The organism is Streptomyces sp. CA-288835 (assembly GCF_050936385.1).
In the GTDB taxonomy this organism is placed as follows: domain Bacteria; phylum Actinomycetota; class Actinomycetes; order Streptomycetales; family Streptomycetaceae; genus Streptomyces.
Genome location: NZ_JBNJMW010000001.1, coordinates 3,655,434 through 3,675,023 on the forward strand (window position 1 = coordinate 3,655,434; position 19,590 = coordinate 3,675,023).

Annotated in this window: 17 protein-coding genes; 8 read left to right on the forward strand and 9 right to left on the reverse strand. The window is 69.4% G+C overall.

What is annotated here, in order from left to right; translation table 11 throughout:
• Nucleotides 1–257: 257 nt before the first annotated feature.
• Nucleotides 258–1,298, forward strand: a complete 1,041-nt coding sequence (locus tag ACQEVY_RS16395) for a chitinase (protein WP_432949090.1) — start codon at nucleotides 258–260, stop codon at nucleotides 1,296–1,298.
• A 45-nt stretch (nucleotides 1,299–1,343) separates the two neighbouring features.
• Here ACQEVY_RS16395 and ACQEVY_RS16400 read toward each other — a convergent pair whose 3' ends face one another.
• Complete coding sequence (locus tag ACQEVY_RS16400) at nucleotides 1,344–1,886, reverse strand: GNAT family N-acetyltransferase (protein ID WP_432949092.1); 543 nt, start codon at nucleotides 1,884–1,886, stop codon at nucleotides 1,344–1,346.
• A 156-nt stretch (nucleotides 1,887–2,042) separates the two neighbouring features.
• On the opposite strand from ACQEVY_RS16400, the gene ACQEVY_RS16405 reads away from it, so the two are divergent.
• Entirely contained in the window at nucleotides 2,043–2,558 is a 516-nt protein-coding gene (locus ACQEVY_RS16405; protein WP_432949094.1) for a SigE family RNA polymerase sigma factor, read from the forward strand.
• A 60-nt stretch (nucleotides 2,559–2,618) separates the two neighbouring features.
• Nucleotides 2,619–3,941 (forward strand): hypothetical protein, encoded by a 1,323-nt coding sequence (locus ACQEVY_RS16410; protein WP_432949096.1) that lies wholly within the window; start codon nucleotides 2,619–2,621, stop codon nucleotides 3,939–3,941.
• Nucleotides 3,942–4,026: 85 nt separating this feature from the next.
• Here the strand turns inward: ACQEVY_RS16410 and ACQEVY_RS16415 are convergent, their stop codons facing one another.
• Nucleotides 4,027–5,409 carry an Nramp family divalent metal transporter gene (locus ACQEVY_RS16415; protein WP_432949098.1) on the reverse strand — a complete coding sequence of 461 codons (1,383 nt, stop codon included), beginning with the start codon at nucleotides 5,407–5,409 and terminating at the stop codon, nucleotides 4,027–4,029.
• Between the two features lie 248 nt (nucleotides 5,410–5,657).
• Between ACQEVY_RS16415 and ACQEVY_RS16420 the strand changes: the two genes are divergently transcribed.
• The gene (locus tag ACQEVY_RS16420) at nucleotides 5,658–7,001 is read left to right on the forward strand and encodes a M14 family metallopeptidase (RefSeq protein WP_432949100.1); all 1,344 of its coding nucleotides are present in this window, start codon (nucleotides 5,658–5,660) and stop codon (nucleotides 6,999–7,001) included.
• Between the two features lie 82 nt (nucleotides 7,002–7,083).
• On the opposite strand, the gene ACQEVY_RS16425 is transcribed toward ACQEVY_RS16420, so the two are convergent.
• The 5 genes from ACQEVY_RS16425 to ACQEVY_RS16445 all read right to left on the reverse strand — a co-directional run bounded on the left by ACQEVY_RS16425 (nucleotide 7,084) and on the right by ACQEVY_RS16445 (nucleotide 12,053).
• Nucleotides 7,084–7,680 (reverse strand): hypothetical protein, encoded by a 597-nt coding sequence (locus ACQEVY_RS16425; protein WP_432949102.1) that lies wholly within the window; start codon nucleotides 7,678–7,680, stop codon nucleotides 7,084–7,086.
• 89 nt (nucleotides 7,681–7,769) lie between these two features.
• On the reverse strand, nucleotides 7,770–9,221 hold the full coding sequence (locus ACQEVY_RS16430) for a GntP family permease (RefSeq protein WP_432949104.1): 1,452 nt from the start codon (nucleotides 9,219–9,221) through the stop codon (nucleotides 7,770–7,772).
• A 176-nt stretch (nucleotides 9,222–9,397) separates the two neighbouring features.
• Nucleotides 9,398–9,811 carry a RidA family protein gene (locus ACQEVY_RS16435; RefSeq protein ID WP_432949106.1) on the reverse strand — a complete coding sequence of 138 codons (414 nt, stop codon included), beginning with the start codon at nucleotides 9,809–9,811 and terminating at the stop codon, nucleotides 9,398–9,400.
• The gene (locus tag ACQEVY_RS16440) at nucleotides 9,808–10,590 is read right to left on the reverse strand and encodes an IclR family transcriptional regulator (RefSeq protein WP_432949108.1); all 783 of its coding nucleotides are present in this window, start codon (nucleotides 10,588–10,590) and stop codon (nucleotides 9,808–9,810) included. Before ACQEVY_RS16440 ends, ACQEVY_RS16435 begins: the two co-directional genes overlap by 4 nt.
• Nucleotides 10,587–12,053 carry a sugar kinase gene (locus ACQEVY_RS16445; protein WP_432949110.1) on the reverse strand — a complete coding sequence of 489 codons (1,467 nt, stop codon included), beginning with the start codon at nucleotides 12,051–12,053 and terminating at the stop codon, nucleotides 10,587–10,589. Before ACQEVY_RS16445 ends, ACQEVY_RS16440 begins: the two co-directional genes overlap by 4 nt.
• A gap of 210 nt (nucleotides 12,054–12,263) precedes the next feature.
• Here ACQEVY_RS16445 and ACQEVY_RS16450 point away from each other — a divergent pair, with 210 nt between their 5' ends.
• Both ACQEVY_RS16450 and ACQEVY_RS16455 read left to right on the forward strand, forming a co-directional pair.
• Nucleotides 12,264–13,580 carry an amino acid deaminase gene (locus tag ACQEVY_RS16450; RefSeq protein ID WP_432949112.1) on the forward strand — a complete coding sequence of 439 codons (1,317 nt, stop codon included), beginning with the start codon at nucleotides 12,264–12,266 and terminating at the stop codon, nucleotides 13,578–13,580.
• Between the two features lie 109 nt (nucleotides 13,581–13,689).
• Nucleotides 13,690–15,312 carry an N-acyl-D-amino-acid deacylase family protein gene (locus ACQEVY_RS16455; protein WP_432949114.1) on the forward strand — a complete coding sequence of 541 codons (1,623 nt, stop codon included), beginning with the start codon at nucleotides 13,690–13,692 and terminating at the stop codon, nucleotides 15,310–15,312.
• A gap of 28 nt (nucleotides 15,313–15,340) precedes the next feature.
• Here the strand turns inward: ACQEVY_RS16455 and ACQEVY_RS16460 are convergent, their stop codons facing one another.
• Both ACQEVY_RS16460 and ACQEVY_RS16465 read right to left on the reverse strand, forming a co-directional pair.
• Nucleotides 15,341–16,282 (reverse strand): S1 family peptidase, encoded by a 942-nt coding sequence (locus ACQEVY_RS16460; protein ID WP_432949116.1) that lies wholly within the window; start codon nucleotides 16,280–16,282, stop codon nucleotides 15,341–15,343.
• Nucleotides 16,283–16,438: 156 nt separating this feature from the next.
• Nucleotides 16,439–17,116: a hypothetical protein gene (locus ACQEVY_RS16465; RefSeq protein WP_432949118.1), complete on the reverse strand. Its 678-nt coding sequence runs from the start codon at nucleotides 17,114–17,116 to the stop codon at nucleotides 16,439–16,441.
• A 200-nt stretch (nucleotides 17,117–17,316) separates the two neighbouring features.
• Between ACQEVY_RS16465 and ACQEVY_RS16470 the strand changes: the two genes are divergently transcribed.
• Nucleotides 17,317–18,528: a pyridoxal phosphate-dependent aminotransferase gene (locus ACQEVY_RS16470; RefSeq protein WP_432949120.1), complete on the forward strand. Its 1,212-nt coding sequence runs from the start codon at nucleotides 17,317–17,319 to the stop codon at nucleotides 18,526–18,528.
• A gap of 98 nt (nucleotides 18,529–18,626) precedes the next feature.
• Nucleotides 18,627–19,043, forward strand: coding sequence for a hypothetical protein (locus ACQEVY_RS16475; protein WP_432949122.1), 417 nt, complete (start codon nucleotides 18,627–18,629; stop codon nucleotides 19,041–19,043).
• The last annotated feature ends 547 nt before the right edge of the window (nucleotides 19,044–19,590 follow it).

A 19,590-nucleotide genomic window follows, 5' to 3' on the forward strand; every position in this document is an offset into this window, starting at 1 on the left:
TCTTCTTCCACGTCAGCACTCGGGGCAGCGCTCCGCTGCCCCGCCTCGTCGGCGACGGGGGGGATCCTCGCTTCGCCGACGGCGCCTAGCGGAGGTGGAAGAAGTACGTCATGGGCGGGAGTCTAACTCCCCTGCGGGCCTGGCGACTTCGAGGGAGAGTCGCGCGAGAGGTCTTGACAACTCTATTGGTCTGGACCAGCTTGTACGGCCAGCGGTGGCCACCGTTCCCCACTCAACTCCCCCCACCGGAGGCCGAAATGAACCGCGTACCAGGCATGCCCGGATCCACCGGGTCCCCCGGATCCAGACGACGGCGGTGGGCGCGAGCCCTGGCCGCCCTGCTGACCGGGTCCGCACTCGCCTTCGTCGCCCTGGCTGCCCGGGCCCCGGCGGCGGAGCAAGACGCCGCCGCCCTGCCCAAGCACGCCGTCACCGGCTACTGGCAGAACTTCAACAACGGCGCGACGGTCCAGAAGCTCTCCGACGTCCAGCCCCAGTACGACATCATCGCGGTCGCCTTCGCGGACGCCACAGGGACGCCGGGCGCCGTGACCTTCAACCTCGATTCGGCCGGGCTCGGCGGCTACACGGTCGACCAGTTCAAGGCGGACATCAAGGCAAAGCAGGCCGAGGGCAAGAAGGTGATCGTCTCCGTCGGCGGCGAACGCGGCACCGTGTCGGTCAACGACTCCGCGTCGGCGACGAACTTCGCGAACTCGATCCACTCCCTGATGCAGGAGTACGGCTTCGACGGCGTCGACATCGACCTGGAGAACGGCCTGAACGCCACGTACATGACGCAGGCGCTCCGCTCCCTGTCCGAGAAGGCGGGCACGGAGCTGGTCATCACGATGGCGCCGCAGACCATTGACATGCAGTCGACGTCGAACGGCTACTTCCAGACGGCCCTGAACATCAAGGACATCCTCACGGTCGTCAACATGCAGTACTACAACAGCGGTTCGATGCTGGGCTGCGACGGCAAGGTGTACAGCCAGGGGTCCGTGGACTTCCTGACGGCACTGGCCTGCATCCAGTTGGAGGGCGGCCTGGCCCCGTCCCAGGTGGGCCTCGGCGTCCCCGCCTCACCCAGCGGCGCGGGCAGCGGCTACGTCCCGCCGTCCGTGGTGAACAACGCCCTGGACTGCCTGACCAAGGGCACGAACTGCGGCTCCTTCAAGCCGTCGAAGACGTATCCCGACCTGCGCGGCGCCATGACCTGGTCGACGAACTGGGACGCGGCGGCGGGCAACGCATGGTCCAACGCGGTGGGACCGCACGTCCACGGGCTGCCCTAACGATCACCACCGCAGCCACCCCCCGACCGTAGGGAGGGCGGCTGCCTAGCCCGTCGAGTCCGGCTTCCAGTCCTGGACGAGGAGCCCGAGCAGCACCTCGTCCAGGAACTCCCCCATCACCCAGGCCGAGGAGCGCAACACGCCCTCGCGGACGAAGCCGTTGCGCTCGGCAGAGCGCAGCATTGCGACGTTGTCCGACAGCGTCTCGATCTGCAGCCGGTGCAGGCCGCGCACGACGAAACCGTAGTGGCACAGCACCGCGACCGCGTCGGTGCCGTAGCCCTTGCCGCGGGAGGACGGCAGCAGTTCCAGGCCGATGTGCGCGGACCGGTTGTAGTCGTCGATGCCCCACAGGTTCGCGGCGCCGACCAGCGTGCCGCCGTCCAACTCCACCACGGAGAATTTGACGTGCCGCTGCTCCTTGTCGTCCACCACGAACGGCGCATCCTTCGAGCCGGACGTGATCGGCCGCCACGGCCCGCCTGAGGCCCGCGAGGCGTTGACGACGTCCTCGTAGAGCTCGGCCTGCAGGATCGGTATGTCGTCCTCGTGCCGGGCCCTGAGCCCGACCTTGCTGCCTCTAAGCATGCGAGCTTCCTATCCGACCGGGTCGGCCGGCAGCAATCCAATAACAGGCAACCTTCCGTGTCCGACCGGCAACCGTGAAACATTTCCTGGGGCCCACCGCATCAATGAAGTGAGGACGGTACGGGGGACGGCCGAGGGATCACGGGGGACGTAGGCATGAGACTGAGGAGCGAGGACGGCTACGCCGAGTTCGCTGCGGCGCGGGCCGGGCATCTGTACCGGTCGGCCTGTCTGCTCACCGGCGGTGACACCCATCTCGCCGAGGATCTCGTGCAGGAGACCCTCGGCCGGCTGTACGTCAGCTGGCGGCGGGTGTCGCGCGTCGGCAATCCGGCGGGGTACGCGCAGACCGTCCTCACCCGTACGTTCCTCGCCCACCAGCGGCGGCGCAGCAGTACCGAGCGTGCCACCGACGTCCTTCCCGACCTGGCCGATCCGCACAGCGCCGCCGATGACACGCCGTTGCGGATGACCCTCCTGGAGGCGCTGGGGCAGCTGTCCGCCAAGGACCGTGCCGTGGTCGTCCTGCGGTACTGGGAGGACCGCAGCATCGAGGAGACAGCCGACGTGATGAACGTCAGCTCGGCCGCCGTACGCACCCGCTGTGTACGGGCCCTTGGCCGGCTGCGGGTGCTCCTCGGCGACGGCCTCAGCGAGTACGCGGCCCGCTGAACGGCCACCGCGACCCAACACGTCCCCATTCCAACGACCTTGCAGAGACGGTGGTTTGCCATGCCCGTTGATGACCACGAGAGCTACGACGTCGACGCCGGCCTTTTCGAGGACCGGCTCGGTCTCGCCCTGCGCCAGGCCGGCGACTCCTTCGAGGCCGACCGGAGTGGCCTCATCGCCGCCGGTGAGGTACGCGGTCGCAGGCTCCTGCTGCGACGCCGGGCCGCCGTCGTGGGAGGCGTGGCCGCCGTCGCCCTCGTCGGGGTGGGCGGGACGCTGCTCGTGCCGTGGGGCGGGGCGGCGGACGGGCAGCAGTCCGTGGCCGGCCGCCGGTCGACACCGACGCCTCCCTCCGAGAACGATGGCAGGGTCTCCGGTGCCAAGCTGGTCCATACCCTCAAGAAGCTGCTGCCCAAAGGGGAGTTCAGCGAGGAACAGGGGCGGGGTACGGACGCGGAGCTGGGGCCGTACGCGCAGGTCGTGTTCGATGACGGCAAGGGCCCTGGTGCCGTCTCCGTCGGCCTGAACCGGGTCGAGCCGGGGAGCGAGGAGGCCCGTCAGTGGACTCAGTGCCCGGACAGGAACCTGATGTCGTACGAAGGCTGCACCTCGAGCCGGCTGCCCGACAACTCGACGCTGATGATCTTCCAGGGGTACGAGTACCCGGACCGCCGCGTGGACACGAAGCGGTGGACGGCCGATCTCGTCACCCCTCAGGGCCACCACATCAGCGTGAGCGAATGGAACGCCGCGGCGGAGAAGGGCGCTCCGGTCAGCCGGGCCAACCCGCCTCTGTCCACGGACCAGTTGAAGCAGGTGGTCACCGCCAAGGACTGGCGTACCGCCATCGACTCCATGCCCAAGAACCCGAAGGGCCAGGACTCCAACGGCCAGGACTCGAAGGGCCAGGACTCGGACGCCCAGGCCCCGGAGGACACCTCAAACACGCCTCCGGGAACCGACGGCGCCGCGATCGGTCAGACCCTCGCCTCCCTGCTCCCCAAGAACGTCGACGTGGTCTCGAAGGGCGGTCAGGAGACCGAGTACGCCTATCTCGTGGTCGACGACGGGAAGGGGAAGAGCTTCGTCCAGATCAACGTGCAGCCCGACATGTCCGATGTCGAGGACCAGCTCTTCGGGGCGGACGCGGAAACCCTGCCCGACGGCACGAAGGTCGCCACGCGTCAGGGTCCGGGCGAGCAGGGGGCCGAGGGCGTCGTCATGTGGACCGTCGACACCATCAGGACCAACGGCCTGCGGGTGGTGGTCAGCGCCTTCAACACCGGTAGGCAGCACGACCCCGCGACCCGCGAGACGCCCGCGCTCACGATGGAGCAGCTCAGGGATATCGCCACGAGCGAGAAGTGGCAGCAGCTCGGCTGAACGGCCCGAGGTCGATCCCGGCCCGAGCTCGAGCCGTGCCCGTCCCGCGAGCAGCCGCGTCAGAACAAAGCGTCAGGTCAAGGCGTCAGAAGAACTCAGACCACGGCTGGTCCCAGATCTGCTTCACGCACAGGACGATGAAGAGCAGGCCCGCGACTACCAGCATGCCGTTGCTGAGCGGACCGTTGCGCCATTCCCTCGGTGTGCGGGAGGAGTTGAGGAGCCAGACCAGGGTGAGGGCGAGGAAGGGGAGGAAGGCCGCGCCGAGGACGCCGTACAGGATGATCAGGCGGAAGGGCTGGCCCTCGAACAGCAGGATCATCGGCGGGAAGGTCAGCCACAGCAGGTACGCGCGGAACGGCCAGGACTTCTCGCGGGCGCCGGACGCCACCGCCTCACCCGACCCGGCCTCGGCTCCGGCCGCCGCCTCGTCGCCGGTCGCTGAAGCCCCGCGCCGCGCCCGGAAGCGCTCGACGAAGTCCGCGAACATCAGGCTGACGCCGTGCCAGACGCCGATCAGCGAGGTGAACGACGTGGCGAAGAAGCCGATGAGGAAGAACTTCGACGTCGCCGTGCCGTACTCGTCCTCCAGGATGTCGCCAAGCTGGATGAGGCCCTTGTCGCCGCTCGCGATGGCGACGTTCGAGGCATGCAGGAGTTCCGCGCCGACGATGAGCATGGCGATGACGAAGATGCCGGTCGTGGCGTACGCGACCCGGTTGTCGAGGCGCATCACCTTCATCCAGCCGGTGTTGGTCCAGCCCTTCGCGTTGACCCAATAGCCGTACGCGGCAAGGGTGATGGTGCCGCCGACGCCGCCGATCAGGCCGAGGGTGTTGAGGATGGAGTCCTTCTCGTCGGGAAGGACGGGGAGCAGGCCCGCGAAGGCGTCGCCGAGGTTCGGGGTGACGCGGATCGCCAGGTACACCGTCACCACGAACATGACGCCGACCAGCACCGTCATGACCTTCTCGAAGACGGCGTACTTGTTGAACCAGACGAAGACCAGGCCCACCAAACCGGTGAGGATGGCCCACCACTTGAGGTCCATGACGTCCGGGAAGAGCGCCTGGAGTGGCAGGCCCGAGGATGACATGGCCGCGGCGCCGTAAACGAAGCCCCAGATCACGACGTAGACGACGAAGAACCACGTCGTCCAGCGGCCGAGGCTCTCCCAGCCGTCGAACAGGGTGCGGCCGGTGGACAGATGCCAGCGGCCCGCCGCCTCGGCCAGGGAGATCTTGACGACGCAGCCGATGATGGCGGCCCACAGGAGGGTGTAGCCGAAGTTCGAGCCGGCGATGAGGGTCGCGACGAGGTCGCCCGCGCCGACGCCGGTGGCTGCGACCACGATGCCGGGGCCGACGTACTTCCAACTGGATTTACGCGGGCTGGAGTTGGCCTCGCCCGATGCCGTTTCCCCTGAGTTTCCCGCCGTCTTGCCGGTGTTTCCCGTGGTGTCCGCCATGCCGATCAAGAAAGCGCAAAGCGGGCGATGGCACAAGGGGGCATGCGCGTACGCGCGGTTGACTTCCTCCTGGTGGTGTTGACCCGGGCATGCCAGACCTTCACGATGAGCGCCACACGCGCACAGGCCATACACACGCACCCGCACACGTCTGAACGCCCGCACCCGCACGTCGCACTGTCCCACCCCCCGCTCCAACCCCCCACATTCCGGAGACCCCGGAAGTTCTGGAGAAACAAGGAGACTCAATGCGGCTACGCATAAGAGGCAGGCGCACCGCCTTCCTCGGCACCCTCCTAGCGCTCGCCCTCGCGGCGCCCATCGCCGCCACGACGGACAGCGCGTCCGGCACGCCCGACCAGGCCCCGGTGGCCTCGTCCGAGGCGGACCGCGAGATCCGCCAGTACGAGGTCCATATGCACTCGGACTCCAAGTCCCGTACGGCACTTCAGAAGTCCGGCGTCACGGTCGACGACGCCGACCAGCACACCGTGTTCATCTCCGGCCGCGCCGACCAGGTCAAGAAGCTGCGGCAACTCGGCTACGAGGTCACGCCGATGGGCGCCGTACCCGACCGGACGAACGGCGAGAAGGACGTACGGCCCCTCGACTTCCCCTCCGCCGACTCGCGCTACCACAACTACGCCGAGATGAACGCGGAGATCAGCCAGCGGCTCCAGGCGTACCCGAACATCATGAGTAGGCGCGTGATCGGGAAGTCGTACCAGGGCCGGGACATCGTCGCGATCAAGATCAGCGACAACGTCGCGACCGACGAGTCCGAGCCCGAAGTCCTGATGACCCACCATCAGCACGCGCGCGAGCATCTCACCGTCGAGATGGCGCTGTACCTGATCCGCGAACTGGGCGCCGGTTACGGCTCCGATCAGCGCATCACGAACATGGTCAACAACCGCGAGATCTGGATCCTCCCGGACCTCAACCCGGACGGCGGCGAGTACGACATCGCGACCGGGCAGTACCGCTCGTGGCGCAAGAACCGGCAGCCCAACAGCGGTTCCTCGTTCGTCGGTACGGACATGAACCGCAACTGGGCCTATCGCTGGGGCTGTTGCGGCGGCTCGTCCGGTTCGCCGTCCTCCGACACCTACCGGGGCTCGGCCGCCGAGTCCGCGCCCGAGGTGAAGGTCGTCGCCGACTTCGTCCGCAGCCGGGTCGTCGGCGGTAAGCAGCAGATCAAGGCGGGCATCGACTTCCACACGTACAGCGAGCTGGTGCTGTGGCCCTTCGGCTACACGAACGCGGACACGACCACCGGCATGACGGCCGACGACCGCAACGCCTTCGCCACGGTCGGCGGGAAGATGGGCGCCAGCAACGGCTACACCGCCGAGCAGTCCAGCGACCTCTACATCACGGACGGTTCGATCGACGACTGGCTGTGGGGCGACCAGAAGATCTTCGGCTACACCTTCGAGATGTACCCGGGGTCCGCGTCGGGCGGCGGTTTCTACCCGCCCGACGAGGTCATCGAGCGCGAGACGTCCCGCAACCGGGACGCGGTGCTGCAACTGCTGGAGAACGCGGACTGCATGTACCGGTCCATAGGCAAGGAGGACCAGTACTGCTGACGGTTGTGTGAGGTGCGTGAGGGTGCGTCCCCGGATCGGCTCGGGGGCGCACCCTCTTTTTGTACGCGCCTGTTGTACGCGGCTATTCCTGGAAGTACGCGTCCAGGACCTCGTCCAGCTCCTTCTCCCACTCCTTGACCTTGGCGCGGGAGGGGACGCGGAGCTCGACCGGGTACCAGCGGCGTTCGGGGGTGTGCACCGTGATCGTGTACCAGCGGCCGAAGCGCGAGGTCTCCGACTCGACGGCGCCGATCTCGTCCCAGCGGAACTCGGCCTCGTAGTCGTCCAGGCGCAGTCGTACGCCGCTGTGGTCGGCGGTGATCTTCGCGCGGTAGTCGGCGGCTTCGAAGACGGGGCCGTCGGTGGGGGCCGCCTCGGAGTCGTCCGACTTCGAGGCGGCTGCCTCCTCCGTCTCAGCTGCCTCCTCGGCCTCGTCCGGCTGATCCGCGTCGCCGGACTCCGCCGAGGCGCCCTCGTCGGAGACGTCGTCGGCCAGGTCGGCGGCCGTCTCCGTCTCCTCGGCGACCGTCACTTCCGCTGCCGCGGTCTCCTCGGCCGGGTCCGGGTCCTTGAGGCCCTTCGGCTCGGCAGGGCGCGGGCCCGTGATGCCGGGGACGAACGCCGGGTCGGCTGCCGCGCCTTGCAAGGGCTGGATGCTGGGTCCTCTGCGCTGCTCCACGGTGGGCAGTATGGCCGATGAAGCTGTGGCGTGGGGGGCCGGGGGCATCACTCGTGATCGAGGCGTGGCCGAGTCCGTACGGTCAGCCGCTACACGAACACACTCAGCGCCGCCGCCACCACGAACCCGGCGACGGACAGCACCGACTCCAGGACCGTCCAGGTCTTGAGGGTGTCCCGTTCGGAGAGGCCGAAGTACTTGGCCACGATCCAGAAGCCGCCGTCGTTGACGTGCGAGGCGAAGATCGAGCCGGCCGAGATCGCCATGATGACCAGGGCGATGAAGGCCTGGGAGTGGTCGCCCGCCGAGAGCAGCGGGGCCACGATGCCCGCCGTCGTCACGATCGCGACCGTCGCCGAGCCCTGGGCCACGCGCAGCACCAGCGAGATCAGGTACGAGAGCACGAGCACCGGCAGGCCTACGTCGTTGAAGGTGTCCGAGAGGGCCTGCGCGACCCCGCTGCCCTGGAGCACGGCGCCGAAGATCCCACCCGCGCCGACGACCAGCAGGATGTTGCCGACCGGCTTGAGGGAGGCGCTCGACACGGTCTCCAGGGACTTGCGGGACCAGCCGCGGCGGATGCCCAGGAGGTAGTACGCGAGCAGCAGCGCGATGGTGAGCGCGACGAAGGGGTGGCCGAAGAACTCGATCACGCTGCGGCCCGTGGACGGGTCGAAGGCGATGGAGGAGAACGTTGCCATCAGGATCAGGAGCAGCGGGGTGCCGATGATCGCGAGGACGATGCTCAGCGGGACCGGCTTCTCCGGCGGCGTGACGCCGTCCTTGCGCTGTTCCTCGGCGAGCGCGGCCTTCGCCTCGTCGGCGGCCTCGACCATGTCCTGCGGTACGGGCACGAAGAGCCGCCTGCCGATCCACGCGGACCAGGCCCAGGCGGCGAGCACGGCGGGCATGCCGCAGACGATGCCCATCAGGATGACCCAGCCGAGGTCGACCTTCAACAGTCCGGCGGCGGCAACGGGGCCGGGGTGCGGCGGCAGAAAGGCGTGCGTCATGGACAGACCGGCGAGCAGCGGCATCGCGTAGAGCACGATCGACTTGCCGCCGCGCTTGGCCGCCGCGTACACGATCGGCGCCAGCACGAAGATGCCGACGTCGAAGAAGACGGGGATGCCGAAGATCAGCCCCGTGAGGCCCATGGCGAGCGGGGCCCGCTGCTCGCCGAAGAGGCCCAGCAGCCTGGAGGCGAGCACCTCTGCTCCGCCGGAGACCTCGAGTACGGCGCCGAGCATGGTGCCGAGGCCGATGATGATCGCTACGTGTCCGAGGGTGCCGCCCATCCCGTCCTCGATGAGCGAGACGGCTTCGGATCGCTGGACGGTGCCGAAGAGTTCGGTGACGGAGAGTCCGGCTGACAGCCCGACGGCTATCGATACGGCGAGCAGGGCGACGAATGGCTGGAGTCTGACCTTGATGATCAGGAACAGGAGGAGGGCGATGCCGAGGGCGGCGATGGTCAGCAGACCGGCGGTGCCGTCTATGAGGAGGAGCAGGCCGCCGGTGTGGGGTGGGGTTTCGGGCATGTGGGGGTCCTCTGGGTGGGGGCATGGCGTTTTTGGGCAGGGGGGATCGCCGTACGGGGTGCGGGGTTTGTGTGGGGGGTGGTGCTTGTGGCTGCCCGGACGCGGGCTCGTCGGGGCTCGTCCGGGCTTGTCGCGCAGTGCCCCGCGCCCCCAAAAGAGGGGCGCGGGGGCGAAGCTCAGCTGTCCAGTACTGCCAGTGCGTCGATCTCGATCAAGAGGCCTGCCGGCAGGCCTACGTAAACCGTCGTGCGGGCCGACGGCGGCCCGCTGAGGCCCTGCTCCTCGAAGTACTGGTTGTAAATCGCGTTCATCTCGGCGAAGTAGTCCACGTCCGTCAGGTAGACGCGGATCATCATCACGTCGTCCCAGGTCGCGCCGCCCTCCTCGAGGACCGACTTGACGTTGGCGAGGGTCTGGAGGGTCTGGTCGCGGAGGGTCGGGCCCGCGGGGGTCGGCGGTTGGCCCTCCACGGCGGGCAGGAAGCCGACCTGGCCGGCTACCTGGAGGATGTTCCCCTTCTTGACTCCGTGCGAGAACTTCGCGGGCGGGGTGGTGTGGGTCTTCGGGGTGATGGCGATCTTTTCCGTCATGAGCTCGCTTCCTTGAGGTCCTTGAGGTCCTTGAGAGGGGCGGTGCCGGAGTACTCGTGGCTGATGGCCTCGGCCGTACGGCGCACCAGTGGGAGCAACGTGAGGAGTTCGTCGGCGGTGACGACGACGTTCGGGGCGGAGACCGACATGGCGGCGACGACGCGGCCGTCGGTGCCGCGGATAGGGGCGCCGACGCAGTTGATGGACTCCTCGTGGCCGCCGAGGTCGGTGGCCCAGCCCTGTTCGCGTACGATCGCCAACTCCTCCAGGAAAGCGCGGGAGTTGGGGATCGAACGGGCCGTGTACATCGGGTAGTCGAGCTTCTCCGCGAGGGCGCGACGCTCGGGCTCGGGCAGGTCGGCGAGGAGGAGTTTGGCGACGGCGGCGACGGTGATGGCGACGGGTTTGCCGATACGGGAGTACATGCGCACCGGGTAGCGGCTCTCGACCTTGTCGATGTAGAGGACCTCGCCGTCCTCGTACACGGCGAGGTGGACGGTGTGGCCGCACTGTTCGTTGAGTCGTACGAGGTGGGGGTGGGCGATCTCGCGGATGTCGAGGTTCTCGACGGCTTCCTGGGCGAGGGCGAAGAGGCGGGCGCCGAGGCGGTAGCGCTGGTCGGACTGGCGGTAGACGAGGCCGTGCTCGTGGAGGGTGCGCAGGAGGCGGAGGGCCGTGGACTTGTGGACGCCGAGGCGGTCGGCGACCTGGCCGAGGTCGGCGGGGCCTTCGGCGAGCAGCGGCAGGATGCTCAGCGCTCTGTCGACGGTCTGGCTCATGGGGTACGTACCTCCTCCTCGGCCCGATCGGCTTGCGTCCAGCCGGGGCCGAGTCGAAGTCTCCCCCACTCGTCGTCATCCAGGGCGACCAGTCGGTCGGCGTACTCGCGGGCGGGAGGTTCCCCGAGATCCCCCGGCACGGTGAGCACGGCGGCGGCCATGAGATGCCCGTGCCGGATGCGGTCCCGCACGGGGAGCCCGCGAAGGGTCGCGGACAGAAAACCGGCGGCGAAGGCGTCCCCGGCGCCCACGTGGGCGACGACGTCGACGCGGAGGGCGGGGACGTGGGTGACGGAGTCGGGGCCGTGGGTGACGGAGTCGGGGCCGTGGAGTCGGCCGGCCGCCGGGGACCCGCCCGCCGCCCGCGCCTTGTCGACGGCCGGGCCGGCTCCCGGGCGACGGACAGCACCGGCTTCGCCGGACGCGTCGCCGTACGACTCGTTGCCGTGGAACCAGCCGGCCGGGCCGCCTTCCGGACGGCGGACGGCCCCGGCTTCGCCGGATGCGTCTTCGCGCGACTCGCGCTGGAAGACGGTGGCGCCCCGGCCGCCTTCCTCAGACACGTCGTCGTGCGGCTCGCGTTCGAAGACGGTGACGCCCCGGCCGCCCTCCTTGACGACCAGCAGGCGCGGCTCGGGCAGCGTCGCGCGGATCGCCTCAGGGCCGCCGGTGACGCCCCAGGCGGCCTCGGCCTCGTCGGCGCCCACGAAGACGAGGTCGCTGCCGCGGGCGAGGTCGAGCAGGAGCCCGGCCGCCTCGGCCCGGTCATGCCAGAGGTCGACGCGGTAGTTGACGTCGAAGGAGACGAGGGGGCGGCCGGGGCGGGGAGCCGTGAGTTCGCGGAGAAGGGCGAGGCAGTCGTCGGAGAGCGCGGCGGTGATGCCGGAGAGGTGGAGCACACGGCCGGAACGGATCTCCTCACCCGGCATGTTGGCGGGGGACATCGCGGAGGCGGCGGAGCCCGTGCGGTAGTAGACGACCTCGGCGGGCAAGTCGCCCTCAGCGCCGCTGTCGGAGATCCCGGCCGTGTCGGAGACCCCGGCCCTGTTGGAGGCCCCGGCGGCGTCCGGTTCACGGAGATTCCCCGAGCCACGCACGCCGTCCGCGCCCCGCGACCCCTTCGCCCCGCCCACGCCCCGCGCAGGGCCCGCGTCCGCGGTGAGCGCCCGCTCCCCCGCCGTACGGAAGTAGATGCCCGTGGGCCGGGACGGGTCGGTCAGGACCGCGCTCGTGTCGACGCCGTGGGCGGCGATGCGTTCCACCAGGTGCCGGCCGAAGCCGTCCGCGCCCACCCGGCTGACCCATTTCACGGAGTGCCCGGCGGCAGCCAACCCGCACGCCACGTTGGACTCCGCTCCGCCGATGCCCCGGTCGAAGGACGGCACGTCGGCGAGACGCCCCGGCCGGGAGGGCAGGAACGTGACCATGGACTCCCCGAGCGTGACGACATCCACGACGTCCACAGCGTCCCCGGCGGCTTCGGCGGCTTCGGCGGCTTCGGCGGCTTCGGGGTGAGCGGGTCCGGTACGGGTAACGATGGCGGAGGCTCCTCGTGGGTTCGCGGGTCGCAGCGGCTCCGTTGACCCGGCGTTGGCCGAGATGTTAGACAGCAGTGAGCGCTATGCGCAATGAGCATTGCATATGTTGCAATGCCGTAGAAACAGGGAGGCCCCATGGCTGCCGGTACCCCCGCCGACCCCGCCTCAGAAGGCGCCCAACGGCTCTCCGCGCTCGCCGAGGAGCCCGTCGACCACCGCTTCAAGGGCCTCCCTCCCGACGCCGACGGCCTGACGATCGGCGAGCTGACCGCCCAGCGCCGCAACCTCTTCACCGACGGCTTCACCACCCCCGTCCTCGCCCTCTCCGCCGAGCGCCTGGAGCACAACCTCCAGCTCATGGAGACGTACGCGAACCGCCACGGCCTCGCCTTCGCCCCGCACGGCAAGACCTCGATGGCACCCCAGCTCTTCCACCGCCAGATCGAGTACGGGGCGTGGGGCATCACCCTCGCCGTACCGCACCAGGTCCGCGTGGCGCGTGCCTTCGGCATCCAACGCGTCTTCCTGGCCAACGAGTTGGTGGACCCGCCCGCGCTGAAGTGGGTCTCCTCCCAGCTCGCCGCCGACCCGTCCTTCCAGCTCATCTGCTACGTCGACTCCGTACGCGGCGTCGAGCTGATGGACGCGACGCTGCGCGCGTCCCGCAGCGGATCCACCCGCCCCGTGGACGTCGTCGTCGAGCTGGCCGCGGGCGACGGCGCCCGCACCGGCGTCCGTACGGAGGCGGAGTGCGCGGCCGTCGCGGACGCGGTGGCCGCGACGGACACGCTGCGCCTGGTGGGCGTGGCGGGTTACGAGGGCGAGGTGCCCGACGCGAACCCGGAACGCGTACACGCATGGCTCCGCCGCCTCACCGCGCTCGCCGCCGACTTCGACAAGGCGGGCCGCTTCGAAGGAGCAGGCCTGGACGAGATCGTGGTCAGCGCGGGCGGCAGCGCCTGGTTCGACGCGGTGGCCGACGTCTTCGCCGGGATCCCCGACCTCTCCCTGCCCGTACGGAAGTTGCTGCGCTCCGGCGCGTACGTCTCACACGACGACGGCCACTACCGCCGGATCACCCCCTTCAACCGCGTCCCCGAGGAGGGCGCCCTCCACCCCGCCTTCCGCCTGTGGGCGCAGGTCGTCTCCCGCCCCTCCCCCGAGCAGGCCTTCGTCAACGCGGGCAAGCGGGACGCGGCGTACGACCTGGACCTCCCCTTCGCCCAGGTGGTCCGCTCCGGCGGCGAAGAGCGCCCGGCGACCGGCATCACGGTCACCGGCCTCTCCGACCAGCACGGCTGGCTCCGTACGACTCCGGAGGCGGAGCTGCGCGTGGGCGACTGGGTCGGCCTGGGCCTCTCCCACCCCTGCACGTCCTTCGACAAGTGGCAGCTGATCCCGCTGGTGGAGGCGGACGGCACGGTGGTGGACTACGTCCGCACGTTCTTCTAGCCCACCCACCCGCCCTATTTTCGTCGGGGGCAAGCTCCCGACACCCCAGGTGACAGCGCCGGGGGCGCGGACAACCGACAGCTCGGACGGAGCCCGGAAAGGCGGCGCCATGGATCTCGTCATCCGCGACGCGGAAGTGGTCGACGGCAGCGGTGGGGACTCCTATCGCGCGGATGTGGCCGTCGCGGACGGCCGTATCACCGCGATCGTCAAGGAAGCCGCGGCGGCAGGGTGCCTGCGCCCCACCGCCACCCGCGTTCTCGACGCCGAGGGCCTCGTCCTCTCCCCCGGCTTCATCGACATGCACGCCCACAGCGACCTCGCCCTGCTGAGGGACCCGGACCACAGCGCGAAGGTCGCACAGGGGGTGACCCTCGAAGTCATCGGCCAGGACGGGCTGTCGTACGCCCCGGTCGACGACCGCACCCTCGCCGAGGTGCGCCGCGCGATCACCGGCTGGAACGGCCACGGCGACGACATCGACTTCACCTGGCGTTCGGTGGGCGAGTACCTGGACCGCCTCGACCACGGCTTCGACGGCGAGGGCATCGCGCTCAACGCGGCGTACCTCATCCCCCAGGGCACCGTCCGCATGCTGGCCGTCGGCTGGGACGACCGCGAGGCGACACCCCAAGAGCTGGACAGGATGCGGCAGTTGGTGGCCGAGGGGATGCGCGAGGGCGCGGTCGGACTGTCGTCCGGGCTGACGTACACCCCCGGCATGTACGCCAAGGACGCCGAACTCACCGAGCTGTGCCGGGTGGTGGCGGAGTACGGCGGCTACTACTGCCCGCATCACCGCTCGTACGGAGCGGGCGCCCTGGACGCGTACAAGGAGATGGTGGAGCTGACGCGCACCGCGAACTGCTCCCTCCACCTCGCCCACGCCACCATGAACTTCGGCGTGAACAAGGGGAAGGCCCCGGACCTGTTGGCGCTCCTCGACGAGGCACTCGCCTCGGGCGCCGACATCAGCTTGGACACGTACCCGTACACCCCCGGCAGCACAACTCTCGCGGCAATGCTGCCCAGTTGGGCGAGCGAGGGCGGCCCGGAGGCGACCCTCGCCCGGCTGAAGGACGAGGCCACCGCCGAACGGATCCGCCACCACATGGAGGTCGTCGGCGCGGACGGCTGCCACGGCGTCCCCATCGAGTGGGACACGATCGAGATCTCGGGTGTATCCAATCCGGCGCTTGCGCCCTACGTGGGCCGTACGGTCCAGCAGTCGGCGGACGAACGCGGCGAGAGTCCCTGGACGACCGCCCGCCGCCTCCTCCTCGACGACGGACTCGGCTCGACGATCCTGCAGCACGTCGGCCACGAGGAGAACGTCCAGCAGATCATGCGCCACCCCGTCCACACCGGCGGCTCGGACGGCATCCTCCAGGGCGACAAACCGCATCCGCGCGCGTACGGGACGTTTCCGCAGTATCTCGGCCGGTACGTAAGGGAGTTGGGCGTCCTGGGTCTGGAGGAGTGCGTCGCGCATCTCACCTCGCGCCCGGCGGCCCGGCTGAGGCTGCCGGACCGCGGGCTTGTGCGCGAGGGCTACCGGGCCGACCTGGTCCTCTTCGATCCGGCCACGGTCGCGGCGGGCTCGACGTTCGAGGAGCCGCGCACGCTCCCGACCGGCATCCCGTACGTCCTGGTCGACGGCCGTTTCGTCATCGAGGACGGCCGGCGTACGGACGTGTTGGCGGGGCGGGCGGTCCGCCGTACTGCCACGTGACCGCCCGCCGAAGACGTCATCGCACAAGCTACGGCTTGGGCAGGGTGCACCCGGGGCGGCTCAGGTCGATCTTGTTGTCGAGTCCGACGCAGGGGACGATGTTGTACGTCTGCTGCCCGTAGTTGATGCCCTCGCGGACGGTGATGTTGCCGCTCTCGTCGACCTCACAGGGGTTGTTGTCGGTGCAGCGGGCGCCGTCCTCGTTGCCGGTGTTGTTGACGGCGACGACCTTGCCGGTGGCGTCGTCGACGACGGGCGAACCTGACGTACCGCCGATGGTGTCGCAGGCGGAGGTGTAGCGGACCGAGTCCTTCCAGGTCCAGGCACCCTCGCGCAGGCGGTGCGCGAAGCCGTCGACGCTGCAGCTGTATATGCGCTTCCAGTAGCCGGAGACGACGCTGATGTCAGTTCCGGCGGTGGGGCGCGCGGCGCTGAGTTCCAGGGCCTTGATGTCGTACGAGTCCTGGATCTGCTGGTATGTGCTGGTCAGCTGGTACAGCGAGACGTCGGTGTCCGTCATCGTCGCGTACGCGATCTTGTCGGCGCGGAGTGTCGCTACGCGCGTACCGGCCGAGTTGAGCAGCCCGAAGCTGCGCGTGGAGGGCTGGTCGACGATGACCTCGCCGGGCTCCGGGAAGCCGGCTTCCAGGCAGTGGCCGTTGGACATCACGAGGGCGGGATCGTTCGCCTCCGAGTCGGGCATGCGCACGACAGAGCCGGAGCAGTTGCTGAGCGAGACCGTGCCGGCGAAGTCCACGGCCTGGGCCTTCGGCGCGGTGACGCGGGACAGGTTCGCCGTGGTGGACGTGACCGCGTCATGGGCCACCGAAGTGACGGTGTCCGTGTCCATGCCCTTGCCCGCGGTCGAGGCCGCGGGCTCGGCCGCCACGGCGGTTGCCGCACCGGCGGGTACCGCGCCGAGCCCGGCAAGAGCCAGGGCGCTGAGCGCGGCGACGAGAGGTTTTCTCATGTGGGGGTCCCCTCTTACGACTTGGGCGACCGGAGAATTTCCGGCCGCCCGCTGCATTGTCATGCGCATTGTGATCGTTAGAGGGGTGTAGGGGCAAGGAGTTGTATTACGCCGCCGGTTGGTGTTGGTTCACGCCGTACGGCCTGGCGGTTGCCGCTACTTGGGGCGCTTGGTGGCTCCCTGCCCGCGACCGGGGTTGCCATTCCCCTTGTCCGGCTCGGTCGTTGGGGCGGTGGGCGTGGTCGAGGGTGTCCCGGTGGTGGGTTCGCCGGAGCCATCGGACTCGTCGGACCGGGAGTCGCTCGGTGAGGGGCTCACCGCGGCCTGGTCCGAGTCCGAGGCACTGCCGGACGACGAGCCGTCCGAGGCCGTGGGCGGCGCTCCTGACGGGTCGTCGACCAACGGGGCGGTCGAGCCGGGTTCGTCCGTGGCCGATGAGGACTGCTGGGCCTTCGGCGCCTCCTGGTCCTCCTTCTCGGAGGACTCGGAACCGAAAAGCCCGGAGATCGCGACGGCGAAGATCCCGGCGACGGCCACACCGGCCGCCACGGCTCCGCGCCTCTTCGTCCGGACCCGGCGGCGGCGCATCAGCCGCTCGTGACGCCCTATGTCATCGGGTACGTCATCGGGTGCGCCATCGGGGAGATCCGCGTCCCCCGCGTTCGCCGCGCCCTCCGCGGGCTCGATGCGGACCGTGTCGTCGTACGTGTTCTGCCACCCGTGCGCGACCGCCGGGTCCGCGTACTCGTCGTACGGCGGAGCCGTGTCGCCGTGCGGGTGGTACACAGGCGGCGCGCCCTGGCCTTCGACGTTCTCCCGGTATGCGTCGTTCACGTCGTACTCACCGGCTGACTTATTCGCGGCATAGGCGTCGTGCGTACTTCTGCCGCGCTCTGTGTCAGGAACATGGTGGGGGATTGTAGAGAAAAGAGGGGCCTGTGGTGTAACTGGGGACGATATCCCCGCAAACCACCACGTCTCGCGTGGTGGAAAACACGTCCCACGGAGCGTTACGCGGCCGTAAGCTCGCGGACATGCAGGTGATCCAGTCGACCAAGCTCGCCAACGTCTGTTACGAGATCCGGGGCCCGGTTCTCGAGGAGGCGATGCGGCTCGAGGCGGCCGGTCACCGCATCCTCAAGCTGAACACCGGGAATCCGGCGGCATTCGGCTTCGAATGCCCGCCCGAGATCCTGGAGGACATCCTCCGTAACGTGTCGTCGGCACACGGCTACGGCGACGCGAAGGGCCTGCTCGCGGCGCGCAGGGCCGTGGTCATGCACAACCAGACCCTCGGCATCGAGACGGACGTCGAGCACGTCTTCATCGGCAACGGCGTCTCCGAGCTGATCGTGATGGCGATGCAGGGCCTGCTCGACGACGGCGACGAGGTCCTCGTACCGGCGCCCGACTATCCGCTGTGGACGGCCGCGGTGTCGCTGTCCGGCGGTACGGCCGTGCACTACCGCTGCGACGAGCAGTCCGACTGGATGCCGGACCTCGCCGACATCGAGCGCAAGGTCACCGACCGCACCAAGGCGCTCGTGATCATCAACCCGAACAACCCGACGGGCGCGGTATACGACGAAGCGATGCTGCGCGGCCTGACGGACATCGCGCGCCGACACAACCTGCTCGTCTGCTCCGACGAGATCTACGACAAGATCCTGTACGACGACGCCACACACACGGCGACCGCCAAGATCGCCCCGGATCTGCTGACGCTCACCTTCAACGGCATGTCGAAGGCGTACCGCGTGGCGGGTTACCGGGTGGGCTGGATGTCGATCTCCGGCCCGCGGGCGCACGCCGACTCGTACATCGAGGGCCTGACGATCCTGGCGAACATGCGGCTGTGCGCGAACATGCCCGGTCAGCACGGGGTGGTCGCCGCGTTGAGCGGGCGGCAGACGATCCAGGATCTGGTGCTGCCGGGCGGGCGACTGCGGGAGCAGCGGGATGTCGCACATGAACTGCTCACGCAGATTCCGGGCGTGACGTGCGTGAAGCCGAAGGGGGCGCTGTATCTCTTCCCGCGGCTCGATCCGAAGGTGTTCAAGGTCAAGGACGACCGGCAGCTGGTGCTGGATCTGTTGCGGGCTGAGAAGATCATGGTGGTGCAGGGTTCGGGGTTCAACTGGCCGGAGCCCGACCATTTCCGGGTCGTGACGTTGCCTACGGCGCGGGATCTGACGGACGCGGTGACTCGGATCGGGAACTTTCTTGATGGCTACAGCCAGCCGTGACGCTGCGTGAGCCTTTGACTCTCTTTCGCGAACCGGCTCAACTTTAGACTGAATCTAAGCTAGGATGGCTTCCTGTCAGAGCACAGGAGGCCGTCCCCATGTACGAACCGATCCGCACCAAGTCGGTCCACACGCCGGTCGGCAGCGCCGACTTTCCGCACCGGTCGCGGGAGGAGGAGCTGGACATCCAGCTCGCGGGGCATCTTGGGGCGTTGCTTGCGGTGACGGATGAGTTGCGCGGGCTTTCGCCGTCGGCGGACCTGGACGCGGCCGCCGAGCGGCTGGCTCGGGAGGTTTCACGCCTTCGGGGCGGTCGGCCGCCGGTACGCACGTCGGCGGGCGCGCACGAGCCGCGGCTGGTCGCGCTGCACGAGCGGGCGCATGCCCTCGCCGGTCGCGCGCTCGTCGTGGCCGCGTCGCGAGCGGATACGGCGGCGGCGATCCTCGCGGCGGAGCGCATGGATGCGCATGCCGCCGCGCTCGCTGGCGCCGCGCGGGAACTCGCCCCGCACTGAGCCCACCGGGCTCCCCTAGATCGGCCCCGGTCCGCGCGCACCCGCAGCGACGCGCGGACCGGGAGCCACAGGTAGTTCGAAGCTGCGACGCCGTCGTGGCTGATCGCGCCCCTTGGGTTCGTGGTGGGTGCGGGGCCGCGTCGGGGGTGTCCGTCCTCGGACCGGCGCGCGTTGCTGTCGGCTGGTAGAGGGTGCCGGTGTTGGCGCGCCGGCCGCTGCGGGCGCACACCCCCGCCCCGTCCCCTTGCCGCCGTAGGCGGCAGCGGGGCCATGGGGGTGCGGGCTTTTCCGGGTCGCTTTCTCGTCGGGCTGCGGGCAGTCGCAGGCTGTTTAGGGGCGCGGGGAACTGCGCGACCAGCCCCAACGCACCCGCAGCCGCGACACGCAGTGTCACCCACCACCCCCTGGCGGGGGGCCGGGGGCGCAGCCCCCGTTTCGGGAAGGGGCGGGGCTGGGGCAAAAACCCCCTCGGGGCCATACCGGGACCGGTGTGTCACCCCCCGTTCACCCCAGGCGCCGGGGAACTTTGGGTTCCGCGAGCACTCTC

Bases quoted from the DNA above. Each gene is read 5' to 3' on its own strand.
- ACQEVY_RS16455 (WP_432949114.1), top strand. From the start codon at position 13,690: ATGGATCTCGTCATCCGCGACGCGGAAGTGGTCGACGGCAGCGGTGGG.
- ACQEVY_RS16450 (WP_432949112.1), top strand. From the start codon at position 12,264: ATGGCTGCCGGTACCCCCGCCGACCCCGCCTCAGAAGGCGCCCAACGG.
- ACQEVY_RS16475 (WP_432949122.1), top strand. From the start codon at position 18,627: ATGTACGAACCGATCCGCACCAAGTCGGTCCACACGCCGGTCGGCAGC.
- ACQEVY_RS16400 (WP_432949092.1), bottom strand. From the start codon at position 1,886: ATGCTTAGAGGCAGCAAGGTCGGGCTCAGGGCCCGGCACGAGGACGAC.
- ACQEVY_RS16460 (WP_432949116.1), bottom strand. From the start codon at position 16,282: ATGAGAAAACCTCTCGTCGCCGCGCTCAGCGCCCTGGCTCTTGCCGGG.
- ACQEVY_RS16420 (WP_432949100.1), top strand. From the start codon at position 5,658: ATGCGGCTACGCATAAGAGGCAGGCGCACCGCCTTCCTCGGCACCCTC.
- ACQEVY_RS16430 (WP_432949104.1), bottom strand. From the start codon at position 9,221: ATGCCCGAAACCCCACCCCACACCGGCGGCCTGCTCCTCCTCATAGAC.
- ACQEVY_RS16415 (WP_432949098.1), bottom strand. From the start codon at position 5,409: ATGGCGGACACCACGGGAAACACCGGCAAGACGGCGGGAAACTCAGGG.
- ACQEVY_RS16410 (WP_432949096.1), top strand. From the start codon at position 2,619: ATGCCCGTTGATGACCACGAGAGCTACGACGTCGACGCCGGCCTTTTC.
- ACQEVY_RS16435 (WP_432949106.1), bottom strand. From the start codon at position 9,811: ATGACGGAAAAGATCGCCATCACCCCGAAGACCCACACCACCCCGCCC.
- ACQEVY_RS16470 (WP_432949120.1), top strand. From the start codon at position 17,317: ATGCAGGTGATCCAGTCGACCAAGCTCGCCAACGTCTGTTACGAGATC.
- ACQEVY_RS16440 (WP_432949108.1), bottom strand. From the start codon at position 10,590: ATGAGCCAGACCGTCGACAGAGCGCTGAGCATCCTGCCGCTGCTCGCC.
- ACQEVY_RS16405 (WP_432949094.1), top strand. From the start codon at position 2,043: ATGAGACTGAGGAGCGAGGACGGCTACGCCGAGTTCGCTGCGGCGCGG.
- ACQEVY_RS16395 (WP_432949090.1), top strand. From the start codon at position 258: ATGAACCGCGTACCAGGCATGCCCGGATCCACCGGGTCCCCCGGATCC.